Source organism: Gordonia sp. LMA484, from assembly GCF_058129505.1.
The window spans coordinates 1,089,097-1,112,032 of record NZ_CM176700.1 but is presented as its reverse complement, the minus strand read 5'-3'; the positions used below and the strand labels follow the sequence as shown (position 1 = coordinate 1,112,032).

Annotated in this window: 23 protein-coding genes; 9 read left to right on the top strand and 14 right to left on the bottom strand. The window is 67.5% G+C overall.

Going from position 1 to position 22,936, the window contains the following annotated elements:
• The first annotated feature begins 17 nt into the window (after positions 1–17).
• Both AC4AMJ_RS04630 and AC4AMJ_RS04625 read left to right on the top strand, forming a co-directional pair.
• On the top strand, positions 18–653 hold the full coding sequence (locus tag AC4AMJ_RS04630) for a dTMP kinase (RefSeq protein WP_489896739.1): 636 nt from the start codon (positions 18–20) through the stop codon (positions 651–653).
• 412 nt (positions 654–1,065) lie between these two features.
• Positions 1,066–1,551 carry an Rv0361 family membrane protein gene (locus AC4AMJ_RS04625; RefSeq protein ID WP_489896740.1) on the top strand — a complete coding sequence of 162 codons (486 nt, stop codon included), beginning with the start codon at positions 1,066–1,068 and terminating at the stop codon, positions 1,549–1,551.
• Between the two features lie 381 nt (positions 1,552–1,932).
• Here the strand turns inward: AC4AMJ_RS04625 and ahcY are convergent, their stop codons facing one another.
• The 12 genes from ahcY to AC4AMJ_RS04565 all read right to left on the bottom strand — a co-directional run bounded on the left by ahcY (position 1,933) and on the right by AC4AMJ_RS04565 (position 11,828).
• The gene (ahcY, locus tag AC4AMJ_RS04620) at positions 1,933–3,399 is read right to left on the bottom strand and encodes an adenosylhomocysteinase (protein ID WP_489917374.1); all 1,467 of its coding nucleotides are present in this window, start codon (positions 3,397–3,399) and stop codon (positions 1,933–1,935) included.
• Between the two features lie 125 nt (positions 3,400–3,524).
• Positions 3,525–5,018, bottom strand: a complete 1,494-nt coding sequence (locus AC4AMJ_RS04615) for an amino acid permease (RefSeq protein WP_489896742.1) — start codon at positions 5,016–5,018, stop codon at positions 3,525–3,527.
• A 144-nt stretch (positions 5,019–5,162) separates the two neighbouring features.
• Positions 5,163–6,095 carry a cation diffusion facilitator family transporter gene (locus AC4AMJ_RS04610; RefSeq protein ID WP_489917373.1) on the bottom strand — a complete coding sequence of 311 codons (933 nt, stop codon included), beginning with the start codon at positions 6,093–6,095 and terminating at the stop codon, positions 5,163–5,165.
• Positions 6,096–6,245: 150 nt separating this feature from the next.
• Positions 6,246–6,542: a WXG100 family type VII secretion target gene (locus AC4AMJ_RS04605; protein ID WP_489896744.1), complete on the bottom strand. Its 297-nt coding sequence runs from the start codon at positions 6,540–6,542 to the stop codon at positions 6,246–6,248.
• A 30-nt stretch (positions 6,543–6,572) separates the two neighbouring features.
• Complete coding sequence (locus tag AC4AMJ_RS04600) at positions 6,573–6,902, bottom strand: WXG100 family type VII secretion target (protein WP_489896745.1); 330 nt, start codon at positions 6,900–6,902, stop codon at positions 6,573–6,575.
• A gap of 125 nt (positions 6,903–7,027) precedes the next feature.
• Positions 7,028–7,849, bottom strand: a complete 822-nt coding sequence (locus AC4AMJ_RS04595; protein ID WP_489917372.1) for an ESX secretion-associated protein EspG — start codon at positions 7,847–7,849, stop codon at positions 7,028–7,030.
• Between the two features lies 1 nt (position 7,850).
• Positions 7,851–8,888, bottom strand: a complete 1,038-nt coding sequence (locus AC4AMJ_RS04590) for a PPE domain-containing protein (RefSeq protein WP_489917371.1) — start codon at positions 8,886–8,888, stop codon at positions 7,851–7,853.
• Positions 8,889–8,939: 51 nt separating this feature from the next.
• On the bottom strand, positions 8,940–9,245 hold the full coding sequence (locus AC4AMJ_RS04585) for a PE family protein (RefSeq protein ID WP_489896748.1): 306 nt from the start codon (positions 9,243–9,245) through the stop codon (positions 8,940–8,942).
• Between the two features lie 46 nt (positions 9,246–9,291).
• Positions 9,292–10,632, bottom strand: a complete 1,341-nt coding sequence (locus AC4AMJ_RS04580; protein WP_489918372.1) for a hypothetical protein — start codon at positions 10,630–10,632, stop codon at positions 9,292–9,294.
• A gap of 23 nt (positions 10,633–10,655) precedes the next feature.
• On the bottom strand, positions 10,656–10,964 hold the full coding sequence (locus AC4AMJ_RS04575) for a hypothetical protein (protein WP_489896749.1): 309 nt from the start codon (positions 10,962–10,964) through the stop codon (positions 10,656–10,658).
• Positions 10,965–11,081: 117 nt separating this feature from the next.
• The gene (locus tag AC4AMJ_RS04570) at positions 11,082–11,402 is read right to left on the bottom strand and encodes a YbaB/EbfC family nucleoid-associated protein (protein WP_489917370.1); all 321 of its coding nucleotides are present in this window, start codon (positions 11,400–11,402) and stop codon (positions 11,082–11,084) included.
• Between the two features lie 9 nt (positions 11,403–11,411).
• Positions 11,412–11,828 (bottom strand): YbaB/EbfC family nucleoid-associated protein, encoded by a 417-nt coding sequence (locus tag AC4AMJ_RS04565; RefSeq protein ID WP_489917369.1) that lies wholly within the window; start codon positions 11,826–11,828, stop codon positions 11,412–11,414.
• A gap of 347 nt (positions 11,829–12,175) precedes the next feature.
• On the opposite strand from AC4AMJ_RS04565, the gene AC4AMJ_RS04560 reads away from it, so the two are divergent.
• Complete coding sequence (locus AC4AMJ_RS04560; protein ID WP_489917368.1) at positions 12,176–13,396, top strand: CaiB/BaiF CoA transferase family protein; 1,221 nt, start codon at positions 12,176–12,178, stop codon at positions 13,394–13,396.
• Between the two features lie 139 nt (positions 13,397–13,535).
• Positions 13,536–15,026, top strand: a complete 1,491-nt coding sequence (locus AC4AMJ_RS04555; protein ID WP_489917367.1) for a MinD/ParA family ATP-binding protein — start codon at positions 13,536–13,538, stop codon at positions 15,024–15,026.
• A gap of 43 nt (positions 15,027–15,069) precedes the next feature.
• On the opposite strand, the gene AC4AMJ_RS04550 is transcribed toward AC4AMJ_RS04555, so the two are convergent.
• Positions 15,070–15,693 (bottom strand): DedA family protein, encoded by a 624-nt coding sequence (locus AC4AMJ_RS04550; protein ID WP_489896754.1) that lies wholly within the window; start codon positions 15,691–15,693, stop codon positions 15,070–15,072.
• 326 nt (positions 15,694–16,019) lie between these two features.
• Here AC4AMJ_RS04550 and AC4AMJ_RS04545 point away from each other — a divergent pair, with 326 nt between their 5' ends.
• Both AC4AMJ_RS04545 and AC4AMJ_RS04540 read left to right on the top strand, forming a co-directional pair.
• Positions 16,020–17,045 (top strand): alpha/beta fold hydrolase, encoded by a 1,026-nt coding sequence (locus AC4AMJ_RS04545; RefSeq protein WP_489918371.1) that lies wholly within the window; start codon positions 16,020–16,022, stop codon positions 17,043–17,045.
• Between the two features lie 62 nt (positions 17,046–17,107).
• Positions 17,108–17,590 (top strand): TM2 domain-containing protein, encoded by a 483-nt coding sequence (locus AC4AMJ_RS04540; protein WP_489896755.1) that lies wholly within the window; start codon positions 17,108–17,110, stop codon positions 17,588–17,590.
• Here the strand turns inward: AC4AMJ_RS04540 and AC4AMJ_RS04535 are convergent.
• Positions 17,585–19,552 carry a sugar phosphate isomerase/epimerase and 4-hydroxyphenylpyruvate domain-containing protein gene (locus tag AC4AMJ_RS04535; RefSeq protein ID WP_489917366.1) on the bottom strand — a complete coding sequence of 656 codons (1,968 nt, stop codon included), beginning with the start codon at positions 19,550–19,552 and terminating at the stop codon, positions 17,585–17,587. The genes AC4AMJ_RS04540 and AC4AMJ_RS04535 overlap by 6 nt on opposite strands.
• A 226-nt stretch (positions 19,553–19,778) precedes the next feature.
• On the opposite strand from AC4AMJ_RS04535, the gene AC4AMJ_RS04530 reads away from it, so the two are divergent.
• From AC4AMJ_RS04530 to AC4AMJ_RS04520, 3 genes are read left to right on the top strand one after another with little or no spacing between them, the layout of a single operon-like run.
• Positions 19,779–21,143 carry an MFS transporter gene (locus AC4AMJ_RS04530; protein ID WP_489896757.1) on the top strand — a complete coding sequence of 455 codons (1,365 nt, stop codon included), beginning with the start codon at positions 19,779–19,781 and terminating at the stop codon, positions 21,141–21,143.
• A 42-nt stretch (positions 21,144–21,185) separates the two neighbouring features.
• On the top strand, positions 21,186–22,124 hold the full coding sequence (locus tag AC4AMJ_RS04525; protein WP_489917365.1) for a shikimate dehydrogenase: 939 nt from the start codon (positions 21,186–21,188) through the stop codon (positions 22,122–22,124).
• A 43-nt stretch (positions 22,125–22,167) separates the two neighbouring features.
• Entirely contained in the window at positions 22,168–22,860 is a 693-nt protein-coding gene (locus tag AC4AMJ_RS04520; protein WP_489917364.1) for a TetR/AcrR family transcriptional regulator, read from the top strand.
• The last annotated feature ends 76 nt before the right edge of the window (positions 22,861–22,936 follow it).

The following is a 22,936-nucleotide window of genomic DNA, read 5'->3' as shown; positions in this document are numbered from 1 at the left end:
ACGTTACGATCCCCCACGTGGGCCAACTCATAGCGGTCGAGGGACTCGACGGCGCGGGCAAGAACACTCTCGTGTCCGCGCTGGTCGATCGATGGCGACGAGACGGCGTCCGGGTGTGGACCCTGACCTTCCCCCGCTACGGCGAATCGGTGACCGCCGACCTCGCCGCCGAGGCCCTGCACGGCCGGCACGGGGATCTGCGCGACAGCGTGTACGCGATGGCCCTCATGTTCGCCCTCGACCGGGCCGGCGCGGCCGACGAGATCCGCCGTGCCATCGCCGATCACGACATCGTGCTGCTCGATCGGTACGTGGCGTCGAACGCCGCGTACAACGCCGCGCGGCTCGAACAGGACGCCGACGGCGAGATGGTCGATTGGGTCAGAGACATCGAGTTCGGCCGATTCGGCCTGCCGGTTCCCGACCATCATGTGCTGCTCGGTGTTCCACCGAAGGTGGCCATGGATCGGGCGGCGCATCGCGCCGCGACCGACGCGACCCGGCCCCGCGACGCCTACGAACGCGACCAGGAACTCCAGCATCGCGTGGACGCGGTGTATCGGCAACTCGCCCAGAACAATTGGATGTCACCGTGGATGTCGACCGCCGACAGCGGGACCGACGACCTCGCGGTGCGTCTACTCGACGAATGACCTCCGTGCCGATCACCTGCGATTTCGATAGCCTGGAAGTTCCAGCCCACCGCGGGAAGGATGCGCCTTGACCTACCAGCAGCCACCCGGCGCTCCGCCGCCGGGTTCCCCGCCTCCCGGCCCGCAGGCCTCGACCCCACCGCCCCATCCCCAGACCGTGCCGCCACAGGCCCACCCTCAATGGTTTGCACCGAGCCCCGGTCCCGATGCGCCTCCGCCTCACCGCCACAGCCGCCCGGATTCCGTGGCCCAGGAACCATTTCGAGCAGCACCACCCCCGGCCCCGCCGATGTATCCGAGCGGGCCACCCCCGTATCAGGCACCCCCGGGTGCCCCGTTTCCCGGCGCACCCTTCCCGGGCGGGCACCTGCCGCCCTTCCCGCCTCCGCCACCGCCACGTCGAAACGGCGGCATGATCGCCGGAATCGTGGTCGGCGTACTCGCCGTCCTGGCGGTGGCGGTCCTGGTCGTGACCGTCGCGTTCCGGACCGCCGCCCCTTCCGACGATCCCGTCGCCACGAACACACCGGCCCCCACGACCACCGCGGCGCCCGGCGTAGCAGGGACCCCTGCCAGTCAGGCCGACCTCATCGCCATCCGGACCGCGATGCAGGCCTTCGTCGACGCGGTGAACTCACGCAACGTCGGCAGGATTCAGGGCGCAGTGTGCAGCGCGGTGCGCCCGCAGGTCACCGAACCGCTCGACATCACCGGCAACGTCGTCCTCGAGGAACTGAGTCAGGTCACCGTGACCGGAGACTCTGCCGAATCGAAGGTGACCACCCACCTCGAACTCGGCAACCAGCGATCCACCACCAAGCAGGACGACGAGAACTTCGCGCGCGAGGACGGCACCTGGTACGTGTGCCCGGGTGCCGAACCGGATATCGGGACGTAGCGCTTTCGTCTTTTCACGCCGACAGAACCTCGCTTCGCGCCGACAGAACCCAGCTTCGCGCCGACAGAACCCAGCTTCGCGCCGACAGAACCCAGCTTCGCGCCGACAGAACCCAGCTTCGCGCCGACAGAACCCAGCTTCGCGCCGACAGAACCCACGGTTCCCCTGTCGGGTGCGATTCGGGATCGCGGTGGGTTCGCTCGGTGAAATTCTGGGTTCTGTCGACTACCGTGCTGGGCGCGTCGGGAGGTCGGGCTCCGCGACCACCGTGCTGGGCGCGTCGGGAGGTCGGCTTCCGCGACTACCGTGCTGGGCGCGTCGGGACGTCGGGCGGCCGCTCCCGTGCTGGGCAGCGATGCCGGCGAGGGTTGGCCCGCGCGACTAGTACCGATAGTGGTCGGGCTTGTAAGGGCCTTCGACGTCGACGTTGATGTACTCGGCCTGCTCCTTGGTGAGCTTGGTCAGCGTGCCACCGAGCGCCTCGACGTGGATGCGGGCGACCTTCTCGTCCAGGTGCTTGGGCAGGCGGTAGACCTCGTTGTCGTACTCGTCGTTCTTGGTCCACAACTCGATCTGCGCGATGACCTGGTTGGAGAAGCTGTTGCTCATCACGAACGACGGGTGACCCGTCGCGTTACCCAGGTTCAGCAGACGTCCCTCGGACAGCACGATGATCGACTTGCCGCTGTCGAAAATCCACTGATCGACCTGCGGCTTGATGTTGATCCGCTTCGCGCCCGAGTTCTCCAGACCGGCCATGTCGATCTCGTTGTCGAAGTGGCCGATGTTGCCGAGGATCGCCTGGTGCTTCATCTCGCGCATGTGCTCGAGCGTGATGATGCCGAGGTTACCGGTCGAGGTGATCACGATGTCGGCGTCCTTGATGGCCTGCTCGACGGTGACGACATCGAAACCGTCCATCAGTGCCTGGAGCGCGTTGATCGGATCGATCTCGGTGACCTGCACGCGGGCGCCCTGCCCGGCCAAGGACTCGGCGCAGCCCTTACCCACGTCACCATAGCCGCAGATCAGCACCTTCTTGCCGCCGATCAGCACGTCGGTGCCGCGGTTGATGCCGTCGATCAGCGAGTGGCGGGTGCCGTACTTGTTGTCGAACTTCGACTTGGTGACCGAGTCGTTGACATTGATCGCGGGGAAGGTCAACTCGCCGGCCGCCGCGAACTGGTACAGCCGCAGAACGCCGGTGGTGGTCTCCTCGGTGACGCCCTGGACCGAGTCCGCGATCGTCGTCCACTTGGTCTTGTCGGACTCGAATCGCGAGCGCAGCAGTTCGAGGAAGACCTTGTACTCGGCGGGATGATCGTCCTCGGCGGGCGGCACCACACCGGCCTTCTCGAACTCCGCCCCACGCAGCACGAGCATCGTGGCGTCGCCGCCGTCATCGAGAATCATGTTCGCCGGCTCGTCAGGCCAGGTGAGCATCTGCTCGGCCGCCCACCAGTATTCCTCCAGGGACTCGCCCTTCCAGGCGAACACCGGGACGCCCTTGGGCTCATCAGGTGTGCCGTGCGGCCCCACCACGACAGCTGCCGCGGCGTGATCCTGGGTGGAGAAGATGTTGCACGATGCCCAACGGACCTGCGCGCCGAGCGCGACCAGGGTCTCGATGAGGACTGCGGTCTGCACCGTCATGTGCAGCGATCCGGAGATGCGGGCGCCCTTGAGCGGCAACACATCCGCGTTCTCGCGCCGCAGCGACATCAGGCCCGGCATCTCGTGCTCGGCCAGTTCGATCTCCTTGCGGCCGAAGTCCGCGAGGGACAGGTCGGCCACCTTGTAGTCGATCCCGTTGCGGCTGTCGGCAGCCAGCGCCTGCGCAGTCGTCATCAAATCCCCTTGTCGTTCGCGTCGGGCACTGATCGATTTCAGTGCGGAATGCGTTCCACTCAGGCTATCCGACCCCGGCCGACGACCTATCTCCGGGAGCTGACCCGGTCCGTCACCTCTCCGGGTCAGACGAAGCTGTCGCTGACCTCACCACGTTCACGTTTGCCGACCATCGAATGGCGCTGGCTGTAGAGGAAGTAGACCGCGATGCCGATCACCATCCACACCACGAACCGGATCCACGTCAGGGCCGACAGATTGAGCATCAGCCACAGGCACGCGAGGACCGCCAGCACCGGGATGACCGGCCCGCCGGGCACCGTGAACCCACGCTCGAGGTCGGGACGGGTCCGGCGCAACACCATGACACCCGCGGCGACGACGATGAACGCGAACAGCGTCCCGACGTTCACCATCTCCTCGAGCTTGTTGATCGGGAAGAACCCGGCGACGATCGCAACAACGACGCCGATCAGGATGGTCAGCCGAGCCGGTGTACCGAAGCGCGCACTCGTCTTCGACATCGAGCGCGGGAGCAAACCGTCGCGGCACATCGCGAACAGCACTCGCGATTGCCCCAACATCAGGACCATCACCACGGTCGTGAGTCCGGCCAGCGCGCCGATCGCGATGATCTTCTCCGCCCAGGTCACCCCGTTGAGCGCGAAGGCGTCCGCGAGGTTCTTCGCATCCCCGTCGCCGGTGGCGAGTTGCTTGTAGCTCACCATGCCGGTCACGACGATGGTGACCAGGACGTAGAGGACGGTGACGATGGCCAGCGAGCCGAGAATGCCGCGCGGCACGTCCTTCTTCGGATTGCGGGTCTCCTCGGCCGTCGTGGCGACGACGTCGAAGCCGATGAATGCGAAGAACACGATGGACGCCGCAGCCAACACGCCGTACCAGCCGTAGGACGAGTCGCCGCCACCGGTGATCAACGAGAACAGCGTCGAGTCGACCGACTTCTCCGTACCGGCACCGTGTTCGGCGGGTGGCACGAACGGGGTGTAGTTGTCGGCCTTGACGTAGAAGGCGCCGACGATGATCACCATCAGCACGACCGCGACCTTGATGGCGGTGATGACGGCCGAGACCTGCGACGACAGTCGCGTCCCGAGGACCAGTAGCGTCGTGACCACCGCGATGATCGCGATCGCTCCCCAATCGACATCGAGGCCCGCGACCTCGACCGTGCCGCCAGCGAACCCGAAAACGCTGCCGAGGTAGCTCGACCAGCCCTTGGCGACCACCGCGGCGCCGACCGCGAACTCGAGGATGAGGTCCCATCCCAGGATCCAGGCCAGGAACTCGCCGAACGTCGCGTAGCCGAAGGTGTAGGCCGATCCGGCCACCGGGACCGTGGAGGCGAACTCCGCATAGCAGAGCGCGGCGAGCGCGCAGGCAATCGCGGCCATCACGAAGGACACCGAGATGGCCGGTCCCGCCTTGTCCCCGGCAACCGATGCCGTGATGGTGAAGATGCCGGCGCCGATGACGACCGAGACGCCGAAGACGATCAGGTTCCAGGCCGACAGGTTCTTGCGCAGTTGATGTTCGGGTTCGTCGGTGTCGGCCATCGACTGTTCGATGGACTTGATGCGAGTGAGCGGATTGGCCATTCGATGGACCTCCCGTTATCCGAGTCCGGTCAGGATCGCTGCCCGACTCGATCGTCGCGAACGTCTGGTGAAGCGATCACCAACGCTAGCCGACCGTCACCACGTGTACGGGGTGAATTGTGTAGTTCACCCACGGACCGTGACTCAGGCCGTCGTCTGGGTGGATGCCCGGTCGATGTCGGGTTCGAGATAGATGACCCGCGCCTGCGGGACCGCGTTGCGTATCCGCACCTCAGCGGCATCGATCGTGGTCGCCACCGTCTGCGCGTCCGCGCCGGGCGGGATCGCGATCTTCGCTGCGACCAGCATCTCTTCGGGACCGAGGTATTGGGTCTTCATGTGGATGACCCGGTCGACGCCACCGGACTCCAGCGCGGCGTACAGGGCGCGTTCCTCTGCCTCGGTCGCACCTTCACCGATGAGCAGGCTCTTCATCTCCACGATCAGGATGATCGCGATGACACCGAGCAGCAGACCGATGCACAGGGTGCCGATCCCGTCCCAGACCGCATTGCCGGTCAGCATGGTCAGGCCCACCCCGGCGAGGGCGAAGAGCAGACCGATCAGCGCTCCGCTGTCCTCCAGCAGCACCACCGGCAGTTCGGGCGATCGCGAGTTGCGGATGAACCGCCACCACGACGCGCCTCCCTTCAGCGGTTTGGATTCACGGTAGGCGGTGGTGAAGCTGTAGCCCTCCAGGCAGATCGCCACGAGCAGGATGATGACCGCGACCAGCGGCGAGTCGAGGCCGTGATCGTTTGCATGGCGGATCTTCTCGATCCCCTCGTAGATCGCGAACAACGACCCGAGGCTGAAGAGCACAAGCGCGACGACGAACGAGTAGAAGTACCGACTGCGCCCATAGCCGAAAGGATGCAGGCGGTCGGCTTCTTTGCCTGCCCGGTTCTGACCGAGCAACAACAGGCCCTGGTTCGACGTGTCGGCGACCGAGTGCACGGCCTCGGCGATCATCGACGACGACCCGGTGATCAGGAATCCGACGAACTTGGCCAGTGCGATACCCGCATTCGCCAGCAGCGCGGCGACGATCGCCCGCTTGGAGCCCTCGACAGACACGAAAACATCTCCTTGCCCGCGCATTCTCCGGCGCGACCGATTCATCCGATTCCCAGTGCCGAAAAGTGACTCTACTGCCCGCATCACGGCCCGGACACACGACGAGACCCACCGGGAGAACCAGTCCCGGTGGGTCCCGTCGCGAGTGGGCTATGCGTGGAAGGTCGCGCCGACGGCGCGGTCGGCACCCATCATCCGCTCGGCGGCGTTGGCGACGCCGTGGCCGAGTCCGCTGAGCTGCATGCGCGCTTCGTCGAACAGCTTGTCCCAGTGGGCCTGCGCGGCGTGGTAGGCCTCGGCGCCGTCCTGCGACATCCAGTTGTTGCTCAGGTTGTTCACCTGAGACTTCAACTGATCCGCCAACTGTCCCAGAGCGACGAAGTGCTGATTCAGGTCGCCGGACAACACGTCCATGCCGGCGAAGTCGTACTTGATGGGTTCGGACATGAAGAACTCCTTACGGGTGTGTGGGGTGTGTCAGAGGTTGAGGTGACCGGTGCTCGACGCGATCGCCTGCGCGATGTTCTCGTCGTGCTCGGCATAACCCTTGAAGCCCGTGGTCAGCTTCGCCTCGATGTCATCGAGCGCCGCGTGCAGCTTCGCTGCTGTCCCACTCCAATCCGTCTGGGTGGTGTTGTACGACTTCGCAGCCGTACCGCCCCAGGTCGCCATGCCACTGTCCGCCGAACTCTGGATCTTGCGCAGTACCCCGTGCATCTGCTCGACGATCCCTGCGATCGCCTGCGACGTGGCCTGCGCGCTGCCTACGTCGAGATGCACACCTGAAGCCGGTCCTTGACCTGCCATGCTTGATCTCCTCCTGTGTTACGGCACCGGTCGTCGATGCCACGGTGGTATCCGCGGAAAGCTGCCCACTCGCGGTGCTCCCGGCGCCGGCGGCACAGATACCCTGACAATTCCCCCCGCCCGGTTCACGGCATCCACCGTCCCTCGGGCAGCGTCTCGATCAAGAGGCCGACGGCCTGCGTGATCCGATGACCGCTACCCGCGGAAAGGGTGGTCCACACCCGTCCGTCCGGAGACTTGCTGGGACTGGCCACGATCCGACCCCGATCGGTGTCGAAGATGGCCAGAGCACCAGAAGATTGTGTGCTGACTCCGCCCGACCACGAGACCCCGACGATCTCGGTGCGCGTGTGACAGCTGGTCAACGCCGTCGCGATGGCCACTGCGTCGGAACTCACCGCACCGAGTGCGTGCAGTGCATCCGCGGCGTCGTTGGCGCTCTGACAGGTCGCCAACCGCGACGCCAGTTCGTCGGCGGGGACGCTCAGGCCACCGAACCGCGCGCTCTCGGCGGGCGGGAACTCCCGGGCGACGATCGTGCCCAGCTCGGACTCGGCGGTCACATCCACCAGCCGAAGTTCGACACGGGATCCCTGCCGTCGGGCGAGAACGTGGTCATGGCCGTTGCGGGCCAGGCAGATTCGCCGAATCCCGGTTTCTTCACCCGCTACTGCGAACAGCATCCGCATCTCGATCTGCCGTTCCGGCGCGGCCAGCACCCGCAGCGCGGTGGCCATCCAAGCGATCGGCTCGCCGCCGTCGATCAGCCCGCGCGCGCGGATCTCGCGATCCGCCGCGGTCGCACTCGTGGCCATTGCGTCGGTGTCGTCGTCGGCGGCCCACATGTCGAGGACGACCGGCCAGGTCTGCACGCCGGCCAACTCGCCGATGCGCCGGAGCACGTCGACGTCGAGGGTTGCGCCCGGGTCGGTGGTGAGACTCCACATGTCAGGTCCCCGTCCGCTGGTCGAGGATCAAGGTCTCGTTCAGGTACCGGGGGTCGACCGTGGTTCCGCCGTCGACGTGGGTGAGCGGTTGCACGGCAGTTCTGTCCGCGACTGCCAACTCGGCCCAGGTGGCCGGGGCGTCGCCGGCGGCTGCCGACGGCTCCTGCTCATCCGGCTGTTCGGGACCGGCCGGGCCACGAGCGACGACCCGCTCGGCCGACGCTGCGCCCTGCGCCGGCGGCGGCGCGACCGGTGCGCCCGGCGCGGTGTGACCGGTGGGAGCCGGCGTGGTCGGAGCCGAGCTGTTCACCGCGGACCCACCGGCCAGGATGGTCGGTGCGTAGCTCGTCTTCGCCGGAGGCGACGCAGCGACGGTCATCGGCACGCCGACAGGTGACGTGCCGACAGGTTCGGCAGTGCCGGCCTTCGCGGGTGAAGCGCTCGGCCGCGCCTGTGCGGCACGGGCGGCACGCTCGGCGGCGAGTGGATGCCCGGACACCAGATCGGGGGCGGGCGGGCCGGAGGGCCACGGTCGTGCCGCCGACTCCGAAGCCGACTCGTAGGTCTGCATCACGCGGGCCGCGCGCATCCGTTGATCGTGCACGGCCCGCTCGGCCTGTGCCGCTGCGCCCACCAGTGCCGGCGCGAGTGCACTCACGGTCGTCGCGACCCGCCTGGCCTGCTCGGCGAGGTCGACTTCGGCGAGGTCGGGCATCGTCAATCGCGCCACGGCCACCGCCGCGGCCTGCGCCTCCGCTCGGGCGGCATTGCCGCCCGCGGCCTCGGCCGCCTCGGCGAACCACGGCCCCAGGCGACTCAGCCTCTCGAGGATCGTGCTGGTGTGCGAAGAGTCCCAGTGGATGCCGAGCGCGCCCAGGATGGCGCCGTATTCGGCTGCGGCCGAACCTAACTCCGCGGCAAGCTGCGCCCATCCCGCGCCCGCTTCGACCAGCGGAGCGGGGCCTGCGCCGTCGCCGAGATCCGAGGCGAGCTGCGCGGTGGTACGTGCGTCCCAGATGACACCGGTGAAGCCGGTCAACGTCGTCTCCCTTCTCGTCGACGCGAGTGGTGGGTGTGAAAGGCTCGTGCGTCAGACGCGGAACCCGGCGGCAGCCTCGTCCTCGCCGCGGGAATATCCGGCTGCCTGCGCTCGCAGCACCGCCGCGATCTTGCGGAGTTCCTCGACGCCGCGGGCCGAGTCGTCGGTGAACGTCTCGGCCACCGCGTTGAAGCTTGTCGCCGACGTTCGCGACACCTCGTCGCGGCCGGCGCTGGGCACGGTGAGGCCCGGCGCCGCGGTGATCAACGACCGTTCGAGCCGCTCGGCGAGCCTATCGAGTCGGCCGGCGGCCGAGATGAGTTCTGCGGGATCGACATTCAACTGGGTGTCGGTCATGTTTCCTCGTTCCGGGTGCTGTCGGTCGGGTCGGTCGATCAGATGGTCAGGTGTCGACGGGTGAGCCGGCGTGCCCGCCGGGTGCGGGTCCGAGGCGCAGCTCGATGTCCGGCGACGAGTCCGTGGCGGGTTCGTCCTCGTGGCCGAGTACCGCCGGCGCGACGTCGGGAACCTGACCGACGACCCGCTGCCCGTTGTCCTCGGTGACGAGATAGTCGGGCACCTGATGCTCGTCGGCGGCGGCGCCGGCTCCCCGCGCCGCACCCGCCGCGCCCATCGGCGCCATCGATGCCGGGACGGTCGACGTGGTCGGGACGGCGGCGCGGACCGGCTGCTGCGGGCTGTACCCCGCCGGCTCGGTTGCGCCGAGGGAAGGGCTCATGAACGGACGTGCGGCCAAGGGCGCGGTGATGGCGCCGACACCACCGACTCCTCCCCCTCCGGCAGCGTGAGTTCTTCCTCCGGCTCCTCCACCGCCTCCGTCGGGACCGCCTCGCTTTCCCGCGGTGGCGCCGGGGGTGGTCATCACCTGTTCGGTCCGGGCCGCCGACAACATGGAGGTGACCGGCGACGCGATCATCGAGGGCAACTCCGACGCCGACGACACCGCCGGTGTCGCACCGTCGAGAACGGCACTGGCCACGGCGAAAGGGGATTGGGTTGCGCCGCCGGCCGCAGGTGCGCTCGTCACCGGCACCTGCGCACCGTTGGCCGTCATCTGTGCGGTGGGACCCAACAACTGAGCTCGGGTGACGGCGACCTGGGCGGTGGCCTCCGCGAGTCCTTCGGTCGCGAAGCCGACAGCCAGTCCCTGTCCGAACGGGGTCATGATGAGCGGGACGGTCCCGGCGATCTTGCTGATCGTCGCCGCGATGATGGCCTGTACCGCGGCCAGACCGGCCCCGACAATGCCTGCGGCGGCGTTGATGTCGAACGACATCCCGGTGCCCTGGGTGGAGACGTTCGCCGTGTCCGCAGTCGCCACCGCCGACTTGCCGACGGCGGCGGTGGAGGCGGTCCCGGTCCACAACTTGTCGAGCGCCTTGACCGCGCCCGAACTCATCGACATCGTCGTCTCGAGGACTTTGGAGAGGCTCTCGAAGATCGCTGAGGGATCGAAATCCGCCATCGAGAGGTCGCCGGTGCCGAAACCGCCGAGAAGATCGGTCATCGGCTTGATCAGCAGGTCGAGGTCGATGGCGGGCAGCGGCGGAAGGCCGGGCAACGGCGGACCCGGAGGCGGGAGACCCGGCAGGGCGGGCAGTCCGTGGCCGGCGAGCACATCGGCGACCGACTTGTCCAGGATCGGCCCCAGCGGGGAGGCGTTGATCATCTCCTGAACGGTCATGTGCGACATCGCGGGAACGTCGGGGATCACCACCGGCATGGGGCCGGGTGCCTGCGTGCCGGTCACAGCACCGATCGGATGGTGGCACCGGAGGCGGCGTCCTCACCCTCCAGCTGGGCCAGGCCCGCGAATGTGGCTGCGGCGCTGCCGGCGTGGACGGCAGCAAGGTTGCCCACCGCCAGCAGGTGGTTGGCCTGCGCCACGATGAACGATGCCAGGAACTCCTGTCCGATCAGGCCGAAGACGGGGACCATCACCGCGGTGTTGGCCGCCGCGTTGATCGAGCCGGCGGCACCGACCGCGGTCGCCATGGCCGCACTCGTCGCCCCGAATGCCTCGACGACCTCTGGCACAACCGTCACATCGCTCAAAGCTCTTCCCTCCCCTTCACCGCTGTCGACAAGTCGCAGGTCCCGATGCGATCACTCATTCAGACGCACCGGCGATCGACCTGGTTCCACTGCATTGGAAAATTCATTTCCCCGCCCTCACCGTGGCCGCGACCCGAGCAGATCGCCGAACGAGTCGGTGAACTCCTCGGTGATCAGCGCGCGCTTGGCGAATGCCCGCTGCGCCGCGAGCGCGGCCGTGGCCACGATCTGATCGCCCAGGCGGGTGCCGCCCAACTCGTTGGCGCCCGGCGCCAGCCAGAGACCGGTCAACGCACCCACGCCATCGACCTCGACGGTCACCAGATCATCGTCCGAGGTCTCCCGGACGGCGATCGCGGCATACTTCTCGTTCAATTCGTACAAGCTGTTCAGCTGTGCGTTCGCCCTCGCCTCGAGCTCATCCATCGCCCAACTCATAGCGGTGCCTCAGACCGATCGCAGCCACGACGCCGGAGCGTCGAGATCGTGGTCGTCGACTTGCTCGGCGCGCGCCAGGTCGTCGGACTTCGGCAACTTCATCGCATCCACGACGTTTCGACCCACCCCCGACGTGATCAGCTGTTCCCGCAGCCGAATACCGGCGACCATCGCCGATTGCCGACACAGGCGCAGAATCTGGTCGGCCAGGACGGCCGGCTCCTTCGACAGCGCCGAGTCGTCGATGCGCACCGAAACGGGCAGACCCTGCGGAGTCGTCACCACGGCGACGGCGCCGGAGCGCGACCGCGCGGTCGACAATGCGTGCGCGGCGTCCACGGCATCGGCATCCTGCGACGGCACCGCGGCATCGTGCTCGCCGGAGCCCGTGCGGCCGGACCATGTGCTGTTACCTCGTGTCGACATGGTGATCTGTCCCCCTCAAGACACCTGGATCATCGTCGTGACAATTCTTTCGACGTCGCCCGGCCGCAATCGGTTCCCCTGATCCGTCAGAATTGGATCGATCCGGGTCCCCCGACCAACCGTGCGTACGCCAATGGCCGTCCACACTGATCCGACCGGGCGGCGCTGCGCCCGGACGTACCCGACGATCCTGCCATAACAGCCCACCCGTAACCACACAACACCCGGGTTTCCCACCGTTCGAACGACCCCCGGCTCCGCGGACATCGGCGTCGTCGCCGGCCGACCGGAAGACGGCCTCGCGCCCCGAGGTACCGGCGGGGAACCGGATCGGCAATCCTGGCAGGGTGACGAATACCGACGCTTCCCCACCGGGCGCACTCGACGGACTGCGGGTTCTCGAACTGGGCACGCTCATCGCCGGCCCCTTCGCGGGTCGCCTGCTCGGTGACATGGGTGCCGAGGTCATCAAGATCGAACCGCCTGGCTCGCCCGATCCGATCCGGACCTGGGGACAGGCCGAACAGGACGGCGAGCGGGTGTACTGGACCGTGCACGCCCGCAACAAGAAGGCCGTCACTCTGGACCTGCGGGCGCCGGCGGGACGCGCGGTCTTCCTCGAACTGGTCGACGTCGCCGACATCATCGTGGAGAACTTCCGTCCGGGCACCCTCGAACGCTGGGATCTGGGATACGACGTGCTGTCGGCGCGCAACCCCGGCATCATCCTCGTCCGCGTCTCCGGCTACGGACAGACCGGGCCCGCCGCCTCCCGTGCCGGATACGCATCCGTCGCCGAGGCCGAGAGCGGCCTGCGCTACCTCAACGGCTATCCGGGAGAGGCGCCGCCGCGACTGGCACTGTCCCTCGGCGACACCCTGGCCGGCATGTTCGCCGCGCAGGGCGCGGTGGCCGCCGTCTACCGCAGGACCGTCACGGGCCGGGGGCAGGTGGTCGACACCGCGCTCACCGAGGCCTGTCTGGCCGTACAGGAGTCGACGATCGCCGACTACGACCTGGGCGGTGTGGTCCGGGGGCCGTCGGGAACCCGGCTCGACGGAATCGCACCGTCGAATCTCTATCTGGCCGCCGACGGGTTGCGGGTCGTGATCGCGGCGAACCAGGACACGGTGTTCCGTCGGCTCTGCGCCGCGATGGAGCGCCCCGAACTGGCCACCGACGAACGGTTCGTCGACCACCGCGCCCGCGGCATCAACCAGGACGAGCTCGACCACATCATCGCGGCGTGGGCCGAGAACCACACGAGTGAGGACCTCATCGAGATCCTCACTGCCGCCGGTGTTGTGGTGGGCCCGGTGAACACGGTCGCCGAGGTCGTGCGTGATCCCCAGATGCAGGCGCGGGACATGCTCGTCCCACATCACGACGAACGGCTCGGCCGCGACATCCTGGGTCCCGGTATCGTGCCCAAACTCTCCGAGAGTCCCGGTGGTGTGCGCTGCGCCGGACCGCCACGCCCCGGCGCGAACAACGACGAGATCTACCGTGGCCTACTCGGCCTCGACGACGAGAAGCTGGCGTCGCTGGCCGAGCAGGGCGTCATCTGACCACCTGCCTCGCCACAACCTGCTGGTCAGCGGCACGGAGTCGCCGTCCGCTCCATTCGGTACCGCTCCGAGTCTTCGTTACACTCTGGGGTCACGACGGATTGCGCGCAGTCGAACACCGACGGGGGGACCTTTCCGCATGACGTACGACAACTCCGGGAGTGTGGACGATTCCGGTGTGCCTGCGCCCCCTCCCTGGCTCCAGTTCGCCGAGCCGGAGCCGACCGAGGCGCCCCGACCGACACCGCCGCCCCTCGAGCAGCCGGCCTCCGGGCTTCCGCCCGGCGCACCCCGGGATGTGACGGACCCCGGCACCATGCGTGGCGACCACCCGCCGATGCCTTCGGTTCCGCCGCCCCACCCCGGTCCGCCGACCGGTGACCGGCCGGAACCGGCGCCCGCGCCGAACGTCGTCCGCCCCGAGGTGGCCGCGCCGGGCGCCGAGCCGCCGGGAGCGGGCGCGCCGCGACCGACCGGCTGGGTCGAGCCCGCGCCGGCACCGGGTGCACCGCCGCCCTACCCGCCCATGAACCACCCGCCACAGATGCCCCGCCACGACGCGTCATCGCCGCAGATGCCGCCTACGCAGATGCCGCCCGCGCAGATGCCAGGCCCGGCGTACCCGCAACCGCAGGGACCGGGAACACACTACGGATACCCGATGGGTCCCCCCGCTCACGCCGAACCCCATTCGGGCCCGGCCCTCGACGAGGTGGCCCTGATCCGCAAGGCGCGCAGACCACCGAGCCGCGGATGGCGACGCGCGGTGCACACCATCTCCGCAGGCACGATCAATCCGGGCGAATCCTCCGCCGACGTCGAGTACAAGCGTCTTCTGGAGCGAGTCAACCGACCGGTCCGCGGCGACTACCGGATCGCGGTGTTGTCGCTCAAGGGTGGGGTCGGGAAGACAACCACCGCGGTCGGATTGGGGTCGACCTTCGCGTCGTTGCGTGGCGACCGCGTCATCGCGGTGGACGCCAACCCCGATCTCGGCACGCTCGCCCAACGGGTACCCCAACAGACCCGGTCGACCGTTCGCGACCTGCTGGCCGACCCGAACGTCTATCGGTACTCCGACGTCCGCGCGCACACGTCGCAGGCGCCGAGCCGTCTCGAGGTGCTCGCCTCCGAACGGGACCCCGCGATGGCGGAGGCGTTCAGCGACGAGGAGTACCGCGGCGTCATGCGCATCCTCCAGCGCTTCTACAACATCATCATCACCGACTGCGGTACCGGACTGAGCCATTCGGCCATGGGCGGCGTCCTCGACCAGGCCAATGCGATCATCCTGGTCAGTTCGCCGGCGATGGACGGCGCACGCAGCGCCGGTGCCACGCTCGATTGGCTGGAGGCGCACGGTTTCGGCCATCTCGTGTCGCGCGCCGTGGTCGTGTTGAGTTCCTCACGACCGGGGGCCTCGACGATCGACACCGATCAGCTGGGTCAGCATTTCCTGACCCGCTGCCGCGCGGTGCACAAGATCCCCTTCGACGACCATCTGTCCGAGGGGGCCGAGGTCGACCTGGATCTGGTCGGCAAACAGACCCGGCGGGCATTCGTCGGGCTCGCCGCGACCATCGCCGACGACTTCGCCTCACCGGCGACCGAGCCGTTCTACCCGTCTTAGCTACGCCCCTCTCGGCGTCGCCCCTCGTGGCTTCGTAGGAGCCTCACGCGGACTGTTTCGGCGACCGGCGCGACTCTCGCCAGCGACGACCGATGTGGATTGCCGTCGGTATCACCACGGTGAGCACCGAGCCGACGATGAACAGTTCGATGTGGTCGCGGATGAGGGTCACCTGCCCGAGAAAGTAGCCGAGCAGGATGATCCCGGCCGCCCAGGCGATACTGCCGAGCACGCTGAAGACGGTGAAGATGCGGTAGGACATCCCGGTGAACCCGGCGACCAGGGGGGTGAGAGTTCTCACGATCCCGATGAATCGGGCGAAGAACACAGTCAGCGCGCCGAACCGCTCGAAGTAGCGATGCGTCTTCTCCAGGGGTTCCGGTCCGATCCACCGCATCAGGCGCCCCTCGACGACCCCGGAACCGAGCCGCCGGCCGATCAGGTAGCCCACCTGATCCCCGGCGATGGCGGCCGCGGGCACCGCGATACACAGCAGCCACACCGGGGCGAACGGATCCGGTTGGGCGGCAAAGACGCCCGCGGTGAACAAGATCGAATCGCCGGGGAACACGAACCCGATGAGCAGGCCGGTCTCGACGAAGATCAGAACGCACAGACCGATCAGCCCACCGGTCGCGAGGAATGTGTCGACGTCGAACGGATTCATCGACCTCAAGCCTAGTGACGCGCAGTGACGGATGACCCAGGCAGCCGCCGGCGACGCATGTCACACCCGATGCACGCGGCGGAGGTTAACTCGATGCAACATGTCGGGCGAACTGTGCCAAACTGCGGTTTACTCGATGGTAAGGATGTCGACGTCGCAGACCCGTCGGCGTCACCGGAGGCGGTCACACCCAGCTGATCGCCCGACACAGACCATCACACAGACGTGATCGCGAGGAGCCCACCGTGTCCGGAAACACCCACCCACCAACCAGGGGTTCCCGGAGCCAGGCACGCACGCGCACCCAAACCGGCAAGTCCCCCGCGCTGCGTCCGGTGACCGACACCCAGGTACGGATCGAATACCACACCATCCACGGGTATCGGCGCGCCTACCGGATCGCGGGCAGCGGACCCGCACTGCTGCTGATCCACGGCATCGGCGACAACTCGTCGACGTGGGACGAGGTGATCCCCACCCTCGCCCAGCACTACACCGTCATCGCCCCGGATCTGCTCGGTCACGGCAGGTCGGAGAAACCGCGTGCCGACTACTCGGTGCCGGCATTCGCGAACGGGATGCGAGATCTGCTCGTGGTCCTCGGCTACTCCAAGGTCACCGTCGTCGGACATTCGCTCGGCGGCGGCGTCGCGATGCAGTTCTGTTATCAGTTTCCCCGCTTCGTGGAACGGCTCGTGCTGGTCGCGGCCGGTGGCGTGACCCGGGAGGTCAACCCGGCGTTGCGTCTCGTCTCGATGCCCGTCGCCCACGAGATCTTGAACCTTCTGCGGGTGCCGGGGGTCGTCCCGTCGCTGCGGCTGGCCGCACGCACACTCGCCGCCGTACCCCACGTACCGGGTATCCCGTCCACGGTGTCACCGCGACGCCTGCTGAACGACCACGAGGACCTGGTCCGGGTTCTCGGTGACCTCACCGACCCGACCGCATCGTCGGCATTCCTGCGCACCCTGCGCGCAGTCGTCGACTGGCGTGGTCAGGTCGTGACGATGCTGGATCGCTGCTATCTGACCGAACGGCTTCCCGTCCTGTTGATCTGGGGCGATGAGGACACGGTCATCCCCTATCACCACGCTCAGCTCGCACACGCGGCGATTCCGCACTCCGATTTCGTAACCTTCTCGCACTGTGGACATTTCCCCTTCCACAGCGATCCGGAACGGTTCACCAAGGTCATCATCGACTTCATCGAGAGCAACGAGGCGGTGCAGTTCGATCCGGCGAACTGGCGTCATCTCATGAGCGAGGGTCAGCGCCCGGGCGAGTTCACCGGAGATGAGGAGACCGTGGAGGCGGTACTCGACGCCATCGAAGACGAACGCAGCGCGACCTGATCCGTCATTCACTCGACTCCCACAGCCGCCGGGTTCGCCGGAAATCGTGAAATGATGTGGCGATGAGCTATCAGGGCCCTCAGTACGGGCCGGGACCGGACCCGTATCAGTCGAATCCGTACACTCAGCCGCCCGCATTCGGCTCCCCCGAGCCGAGTCCCTGGGGATATCCCGCGGCACCGGGCGGCTACGGCGGCTTCGTCGACCCGATGGCCCCGTTCGGCCGGGATCCCCGGACGGGCGAACCATACTCGGACAAGTCCAAGGTCGCCGCAGGCCTCCTGCAGATCTTCCTGGGCGGATTCGGTGCCGGCCGCTTCTACATCGGGGACAACTTCACCGCACTTCTCCAGTTGGGCCTGAACTTCGGCGGCATAGTCCTGATCTTCTTCGGGGCGATCCTGTCGTTCCTGATCATCCCCGTGCTGTTCGTGTTGGTCGGCCTCGCCATGACGCTGGGTGTCGGCATCTGGGTGCTGGTCGACGGGATCATGATGCTGACCGGCGGCGTCCGGGACAAGAACGGGCTGCCGCTGCGATCATGACGTGGCGCGTCGATGTAGTTCGGCAGCGACGCGAACCGGTGAGTTCACCTCACCGTATCCGCGGTAGCCGCCGCGCCGGCTCACGACCTCGAAGAAGAGATCCTCACCGATCGACGGAGTGAAGAAGTGCAGGAACTCGCCTCCCTCGCTGTCCGCGTCGTACAGGATGTCGAAATCCCGCAATTGCTTGATCATGTTCTCCGACAGGTCATATCGTGCCTGCACGTCGTCGTAGTAGTTGTCCGGGATGACCAGCGGTGAAAGCCCACGGGCCCGACACTGTCCGGCGGCCTCGAAGATGTCGTCGCAGGCGAACGCGGCGTGCGTGAGTCCGCCGGGGCGGCGTAGCGGTCCGTGCGCGTCGAGTTGACTGGGCACCATCGCCGCGACGACGCGGACCGCAGATCCCGACGGCGTCGGCATCGTCAGTGCCTGACTGCGCATGGTGCCGACCGCGTCCGGGACGTCGAGGCCGTCGTCGACGCGCATCCCGAAGACCGAGCGCAGCAGCAGCATCGCGCCCTCCCAATCGGCTGTCGCGATGCCGATGCCGATGTGATCGACCCCGGTGAACAACGCCGACGGCAGCACCGGTCGTCGCGGCACGAGGTCGAACCGCTGCTGCCACTCGGCTGCCGAGACAACGGCCCGCAGGTCCACCGCCAGTGTGTCGGTGACCTCGAGCCGCACCACATCGTCGCGTTCCGAGGCCGCGGTGCCCGGCGCCGTCACGGGTGCGACCGGGACGTCGAAGGCGGCCGCTCGCTCCGCCCACGCGCCGGGATCGTCACTGCGCAGCCCGATCTGCGCGATGGTCGGCATGTCGGCCGGCACACCGGGCGCAGTCCACACCGTGCCTGCCGTGTTGTCGACGACGACGGCGATGTCTCCACCACGATGCAGGCGCAGGCCGGTCTCGCTGTCGACGCCTTGCAGGTCGAATCCGATCTGCGACAAGGTCTGGGCCACCAGCGGCGCCATCACCGGCCCGGCGGCAACCCGGATCGAGACCACATCCCCGGCGACGGCGCGACCGGCGCGCCCCGCCCCGGTCGGTGACGACGGGCGAGCACCGTCGATGCCGTCGACGCCATGGCCGACCAGTTCGGCCAGGTAGCGCAACGACCGATGGGCATCACGCGCGGTCCGCCCGGCATCGGCGTGCCGGAACAGGTCGCTGAACACCTCCAGTGACCACGGGCCGCGATAGCCGGCGTCACAGACCGCACGCATGAAACCGCCGAGGTCGAAGTTGCCCTGACCCGGCAGACACCGATGGTGGCGACTCCACTGGAGTACGTCCATACGCATGGCCGGCGCATCGGCGAGCTGCAGGAAGAAGATCGAATCCGGCGGAAGGTCTGCGATGCCGGCCGGATCGTCGGCGCGCGACAGGACGTGAAAACTGTCCAGGCAGGTGCCCAGAACCGGATTGTCCACTGCGGCGACCAGGCGCGCGGCGTGACGATAGTCGTTGACGTGGGTGCCCCAGGCAAGCGCCTCATAGGCGAGGCGTTTGCCCCGTCGCGCAGCCATCGACGCGGCCCGGGCCAGCTGCTCGGTCAGTCGGTCATCGTCGGCGACGGCGCCCGGCAGCGGCGAGGAGCAGACCAGCAGGAGGTCACATCCCAGCTCGTCCATCAGGTCGAACTTGCGTTCCAGCCGGACCAGGTTTCGGGCGAACTGATCGTCGTCGGCACTGTCGAGGTCACGGAACGGCTGATAGAGATCGATCGTCAGTCCGCGATCGGCGGTGGCAGCGGCGAGGGATCGCGGCCCCGACGGCGATGCGATCAGGTCGGGTTCGAAGATCTCGACACCGTCGAACCCCGCCGCGGCCGCGGCGTCGAGCTTCTCCTCGAGAGTCCCGGACAGACACACCGTGGCGATCGAGGTCCTCGGTAGCCGAACAGGGCCCCGGCGCGGTGATTCGACTCCCGTCGCGGTGGTGCCTGTGGTCATCGTCGACCTCCTACAGTGACGTCGGACACGGTGCCCCATAATGTACCAAATAGTTCACTAGTCGTGTCCAGAGTTCCGACTATGCGAAAATTTTTATGGCCTCTGAACTGCCTAAATGGAACTTTTTATGAACTATCTGGTTAGTTGTCTTGACGAAGGCCAAACGTATTTGTAGTCTCAGTCACACGCCATCCGAGCCGTGGCGCACACCACACCTGGAGGACCGATGACCACCACCCACCACGACCTGCCGGCGCCCGCGCCGCGCAAGGCGGCGCTGGCCAGCTTCATGGGCAGCCTGGTCGAGTACTACGACTTCTTCATCTTCGGCACCGCGTCCGCGCTGGTGTTCAACAAGATCTTCTTCCCCGAGTTCAGCTCCGGCGCAGGAACACTCGCCGCATTCGCGACCTTCGGCGTCGCTTATGTCGCGCGTCCCGTCGGTGCCGTGATCCTCGGCCACTTCGGTGACCGGATCGGCCGCCAGCGCGTGCTGGTGTTCACCCTGCTGCTGATGGGGGCTGCCACGTTCCTGATCGGCTGCCTGCCCGATTACCACACCATCGGGATGGCGGCGCCCATCGCACTGGTCACCCTGCGCCTGCTGCAAGGGCTGTCCGCGGCCGGTGAGCAGTCCGGCGCCAGTTCCCTGACCGTCGAGCACTCGGACTCCGGGAAGCGCGCGTTCTATGCGAGCTGGACCCTCAACGGCACCCAGGCCGGCCTGCTGGTCGGCACCCTGGCCTTCATCCCGGTCGCAGCCCTGCCCGAGGACGCCCTGCTCAGCTGGGGTTGGCGCATCCCGTTCCTGTTCAGCTCCGTCGTGATGCTTGTCGCCTACCTGATCCGTCGCACCATGCCCGAGACCCCGGTCTTCGAGGCCGTCAAGGAGGCCGACGGCGTCTCCGAGGTGCCCCTGTTCAACCTCCTGCGCAACCATTGGCGTCCGCTGCTGCGCGTGATCGCCTGTGCCCTGATCGCCACGATGAGCACCCTGTTCTCCACCTTTGCGCTCAAGTACGCCACCGACGACTTCGACGTCTCCAAGGGCTCGATGCTGACCGTGAGCGTCGTGGCGAACCTGGTCATGCTGTTCACCCAGCCCCTGTGGGGCATGATCTCGGACCGCGTCGGTCGCAAGCCGATCTTCATCGGCGGTGCCGTGGGCTGCGCGGTGCTCTCGTTCCCCTACCTGTTCCTGCTCACCACCGGATCGTTCTGGGTGATCCTCTTCTCCACCCTCGTCATCCAGTCGTTCGTCTACGCCGCGGCCAACGCCATCTGGCCGTCGTTCTACGCCGAGATGTTCCCGGCGCAGGTCCGCTACTCGGGCGTGGCGATCGGCACCCAGATCGGCTTCATGGCCAGTGGCTTCCTCCCGCTGATCGCCGCCGCGATCCTCGGTGAAGGCCGCATGGGGTGGGTCCCGGTCGCGATCGTCGTCGCCGTCTGCGCACTGATCGCAGCGGCCGCCGCCACCACCGCGATCGAGACGAACAAGACCGACACGATGCGCCTCGGCGAGAAGGCCGGCACGGGCGAGTCCGACGCCGTGGCCACACCGCCGGTGCTCAACGGCGCGCCTGCCTGATCAACGTCAGCCCCCCAGCCCAGCCCGACCAGGAGACCACAGATGTTCGCTTCCGAGTTCGCCACCGCCACCCGACGGATCAACGAGGGAGCCACGGTCTGTGCCCTGGTCGGGCAGGGCATCTCCCGGTCCCTGACCCCGCCGATGCACGAGCAGGAGACGGCCGCGCAGGGCCTGGACTACACCTACCTCATCCTGGATGTGCCCGAATCGACGTCGGCGACCGTCGACCTCGGAGAGGTCCTGCGTCGTGCCGAGCAGGCCGGGATGCGCGGGTTGAATGTCACACATCCGTTCAAGCAGCGCGTGCTCGAACACCTCGACGAGCTGTCCCCCGACGCAGAGCGGCTCGGCGCGGTCAACACGGTGGTGTTCGAGAGCGGGCGACGAATCGGGCACAACACCGACTGGTCGGGCTTCGCCCGCAACTTCGATCTCGGGTTCGGCGTCGAGAGCCCCCGCCCGGTGTCGCGATCATCGGTCGTCCAGGTCGGTGCCGGCGGGGCCGGCGCGGCGGTGGCCTACGCGATGCTCACCCGCGGCGTCGAGAACTTCCACATCGTCGACGTGGATCCGATACGGGCAGAGGCGCTCGCAGCGTCATTGCGCCCACTGTTCCCCGCGACCGCACTGACCGCGGGCGGCTCCGGCGACGCGGACCAGCGGATCGCCACGGCCGACGGCCTGGTGCACGCGACACCCATCGGGATGTCGGCGCACCCCGGGATGGCGGTCTCCCCCTCGGCGCTGCGGCCCGGGCTCTGGGTGGCCGAGGTGGTCTATCGGCCGGTCGTGACCGAGCTGGTCGCCACCGCCCGCGCAATCGGGGCGCGCACCCTGACCGGCGACGGCATGGCCGTCCACCAGGCGGTCGACGCGCTTCGACTGTTCACCGGCATCGAGCCCGACGCGCAGCGCATGACCCGGCACATCGGTGCACTGATCGCCGCCGAGGACCAAGCGGCCCTGCGGACCGCGTGAAGCGCGCCGGGCCTGCCGATGAACTAACGATAGAGTTCACAGGGTGACCACCGAGATCATCCGCCGACGCGACGCCGACAAGACCAAGGCGAACATCGTCGCCGTGGCCACCAAGGAGTTCGCCAACAAGGGCTACGCGGGCGCTCGGGTCGACGAGATCGCCGCGAAGACCCACACCACCAAGCGGATGATCTATTACTACTACGGCGACAAGGACGGGCTCTATCAAGCTGTCCTGGAGGCGTCGTACGGAAAGATCCGACGCCTCGAGCAACGGGTCACCCACATCGAGGACGACCCGGTGACGGCGATCCGCCAACTGGCCGAGATCACCTTCGACCACCACGACCGCAACCCGGACTTCATCCGTATCGTCGCCGGCGAGAACATCCTCAAGGGCGCGCACATCAAGAACTCTGCGGCCGTCCAGGAACTGGGCAGCCCGGCCGTCGACATCCTCGGACGCATCCTCGAGGTGGGCCGGGACCGAGGACTGTTCCGCACCGACGTCGACGCGCTCGACGTGCATCAGGCGATCAGCAGCTTCTGCTTCTTCCGGGTCGCCAATCGCTACACCTTCAAGACGCTGTTCGGCCGCGACCTGACCGCCCCGGAGCAACGCACCGGTCAGCGAAAGATGCTGGGCGACATGATCGTCGCCTACCTGACCGACATCGGCACCGCCGCCGACACCGATCACGATCACGATCACACAGACCACGATCACACAGACTGAGCCCGGCGGGAGCCCCAAACCCCGCCGACAGAAACCACTTTCGCGCCGACAGAACCCGAAATCTTGCCGACAGCAT

Coding starts and splice junctions, on each gene's coding strand:
- AC4AMJ_RS04550 (WP_489896754.1), bottom strand. CDS start 15,693: ATGAATCCGTTCGACGTCGACACATTCCTCGCGACCGGTGGGCTGATC.
- ahcY (WP_489917374.1), bottom strand. CDS start 3,399: ATGACGACTGCGCAGGCGCTGGCTGCCGACAGCCGCAACGGGATCGAC.
- AC4AMJ_RS04565 (WP_489917369.1), bottom strand. CDS start 11,828: ATGTCGACACGAGGTAACAGCACATGGTCCGGCCGCACGGGCTCCGGC.
- AC4AMJ_RS04570 (WP_489917370.1), bottom strand. CDS start 11,402: ATGAGTTGGGCGATGGATGAGCTCGAGGCGAGGGCGAACGCACAGCTG.
- AC4AMJ_RS04525 (WP_489917365.1), top strand. CDS start 21,186: ATGTTCGCTTCCGAGTTCGCCACCGCCACCCGACGGATCAACGAGGGA.
- AC4AMJ_RS04600 (WP_489896745.1), bottom strand. CDS start 6,902: ATGGCAGGTCAAGGACCGGCTTCAGGTGTGCATCTCGACGTAGGCAGC.
- AC4AMJ_RS04585 (WP_489896748.1), bottom strand. CDS start 9,245: ATGACCGACACCCAGTTGAATGTCGATCCCGCAGAACTCATCTCGGCC.
- AC4AMJ_RS04535 (WP_489917366.1), bottom strand. CDS start 19,552: ATGACCACAGGCACCACCGCGACGGGAGTCGAATCACCGCGCCGGGGC.
- AC4AMJ_RS04530 (WP_489896757.1), top strand. CDS start 19,779: ATGACCACCACCCACCACGACCTGCCGGCGCCCGCGCCGCGCAAGGCG.
- AC4AMJ_RS04615 (WP_489896742.1), bottom strand. CDS start 5,018: ATGGCCAATCCGCTCACTCGCATCAAGTCCATCGAACAGTCGATGGCC.
- AC4AMJ_RS04595 (WP_489917372.1), bottom strand. CDS start 7,849: ATGTGGAGTCTCACCACCGACCCGGGCGCAACCCTCGACGTCGACGTG.
- AC4AMJ_RS04555 (WP_489917367.1), top strand. CDS start 13,536: ATGACGTACGACAACTCCGGGAGTGTGGACGATTCCGGTGTGCCTGCG.
- AC4AMJ_RS04580 (WP_489918372.1), bottom strand. CDS start 10,632: ATGCCGGTGGTGATCCCCGACGTTCCCGCGATGTCGCACATGACCGTT.
- AC4AMJ_RS04540 (WP_489896755.1), top strand. CDS start 17,108: ATGAGCTATCAGGGCCCTCAGTACGGGCCGGGACCGGACCCGTATCAG.
- AC4AMJ_RS04605 (WP_489896744.1), bottom strand. CDS start 6,542: ATGTCCGAACCCATCAAGTACGACTTCGCCGGCATGGACGTGTTGTCC.
- AC4AMJ_RS04625 (WP_489896740.1), top strand. CDS start 1,066: ATGATCGCCGGAATCGTGGTCGGCGTACTCGCCGTCCTGGCGGTGGCG.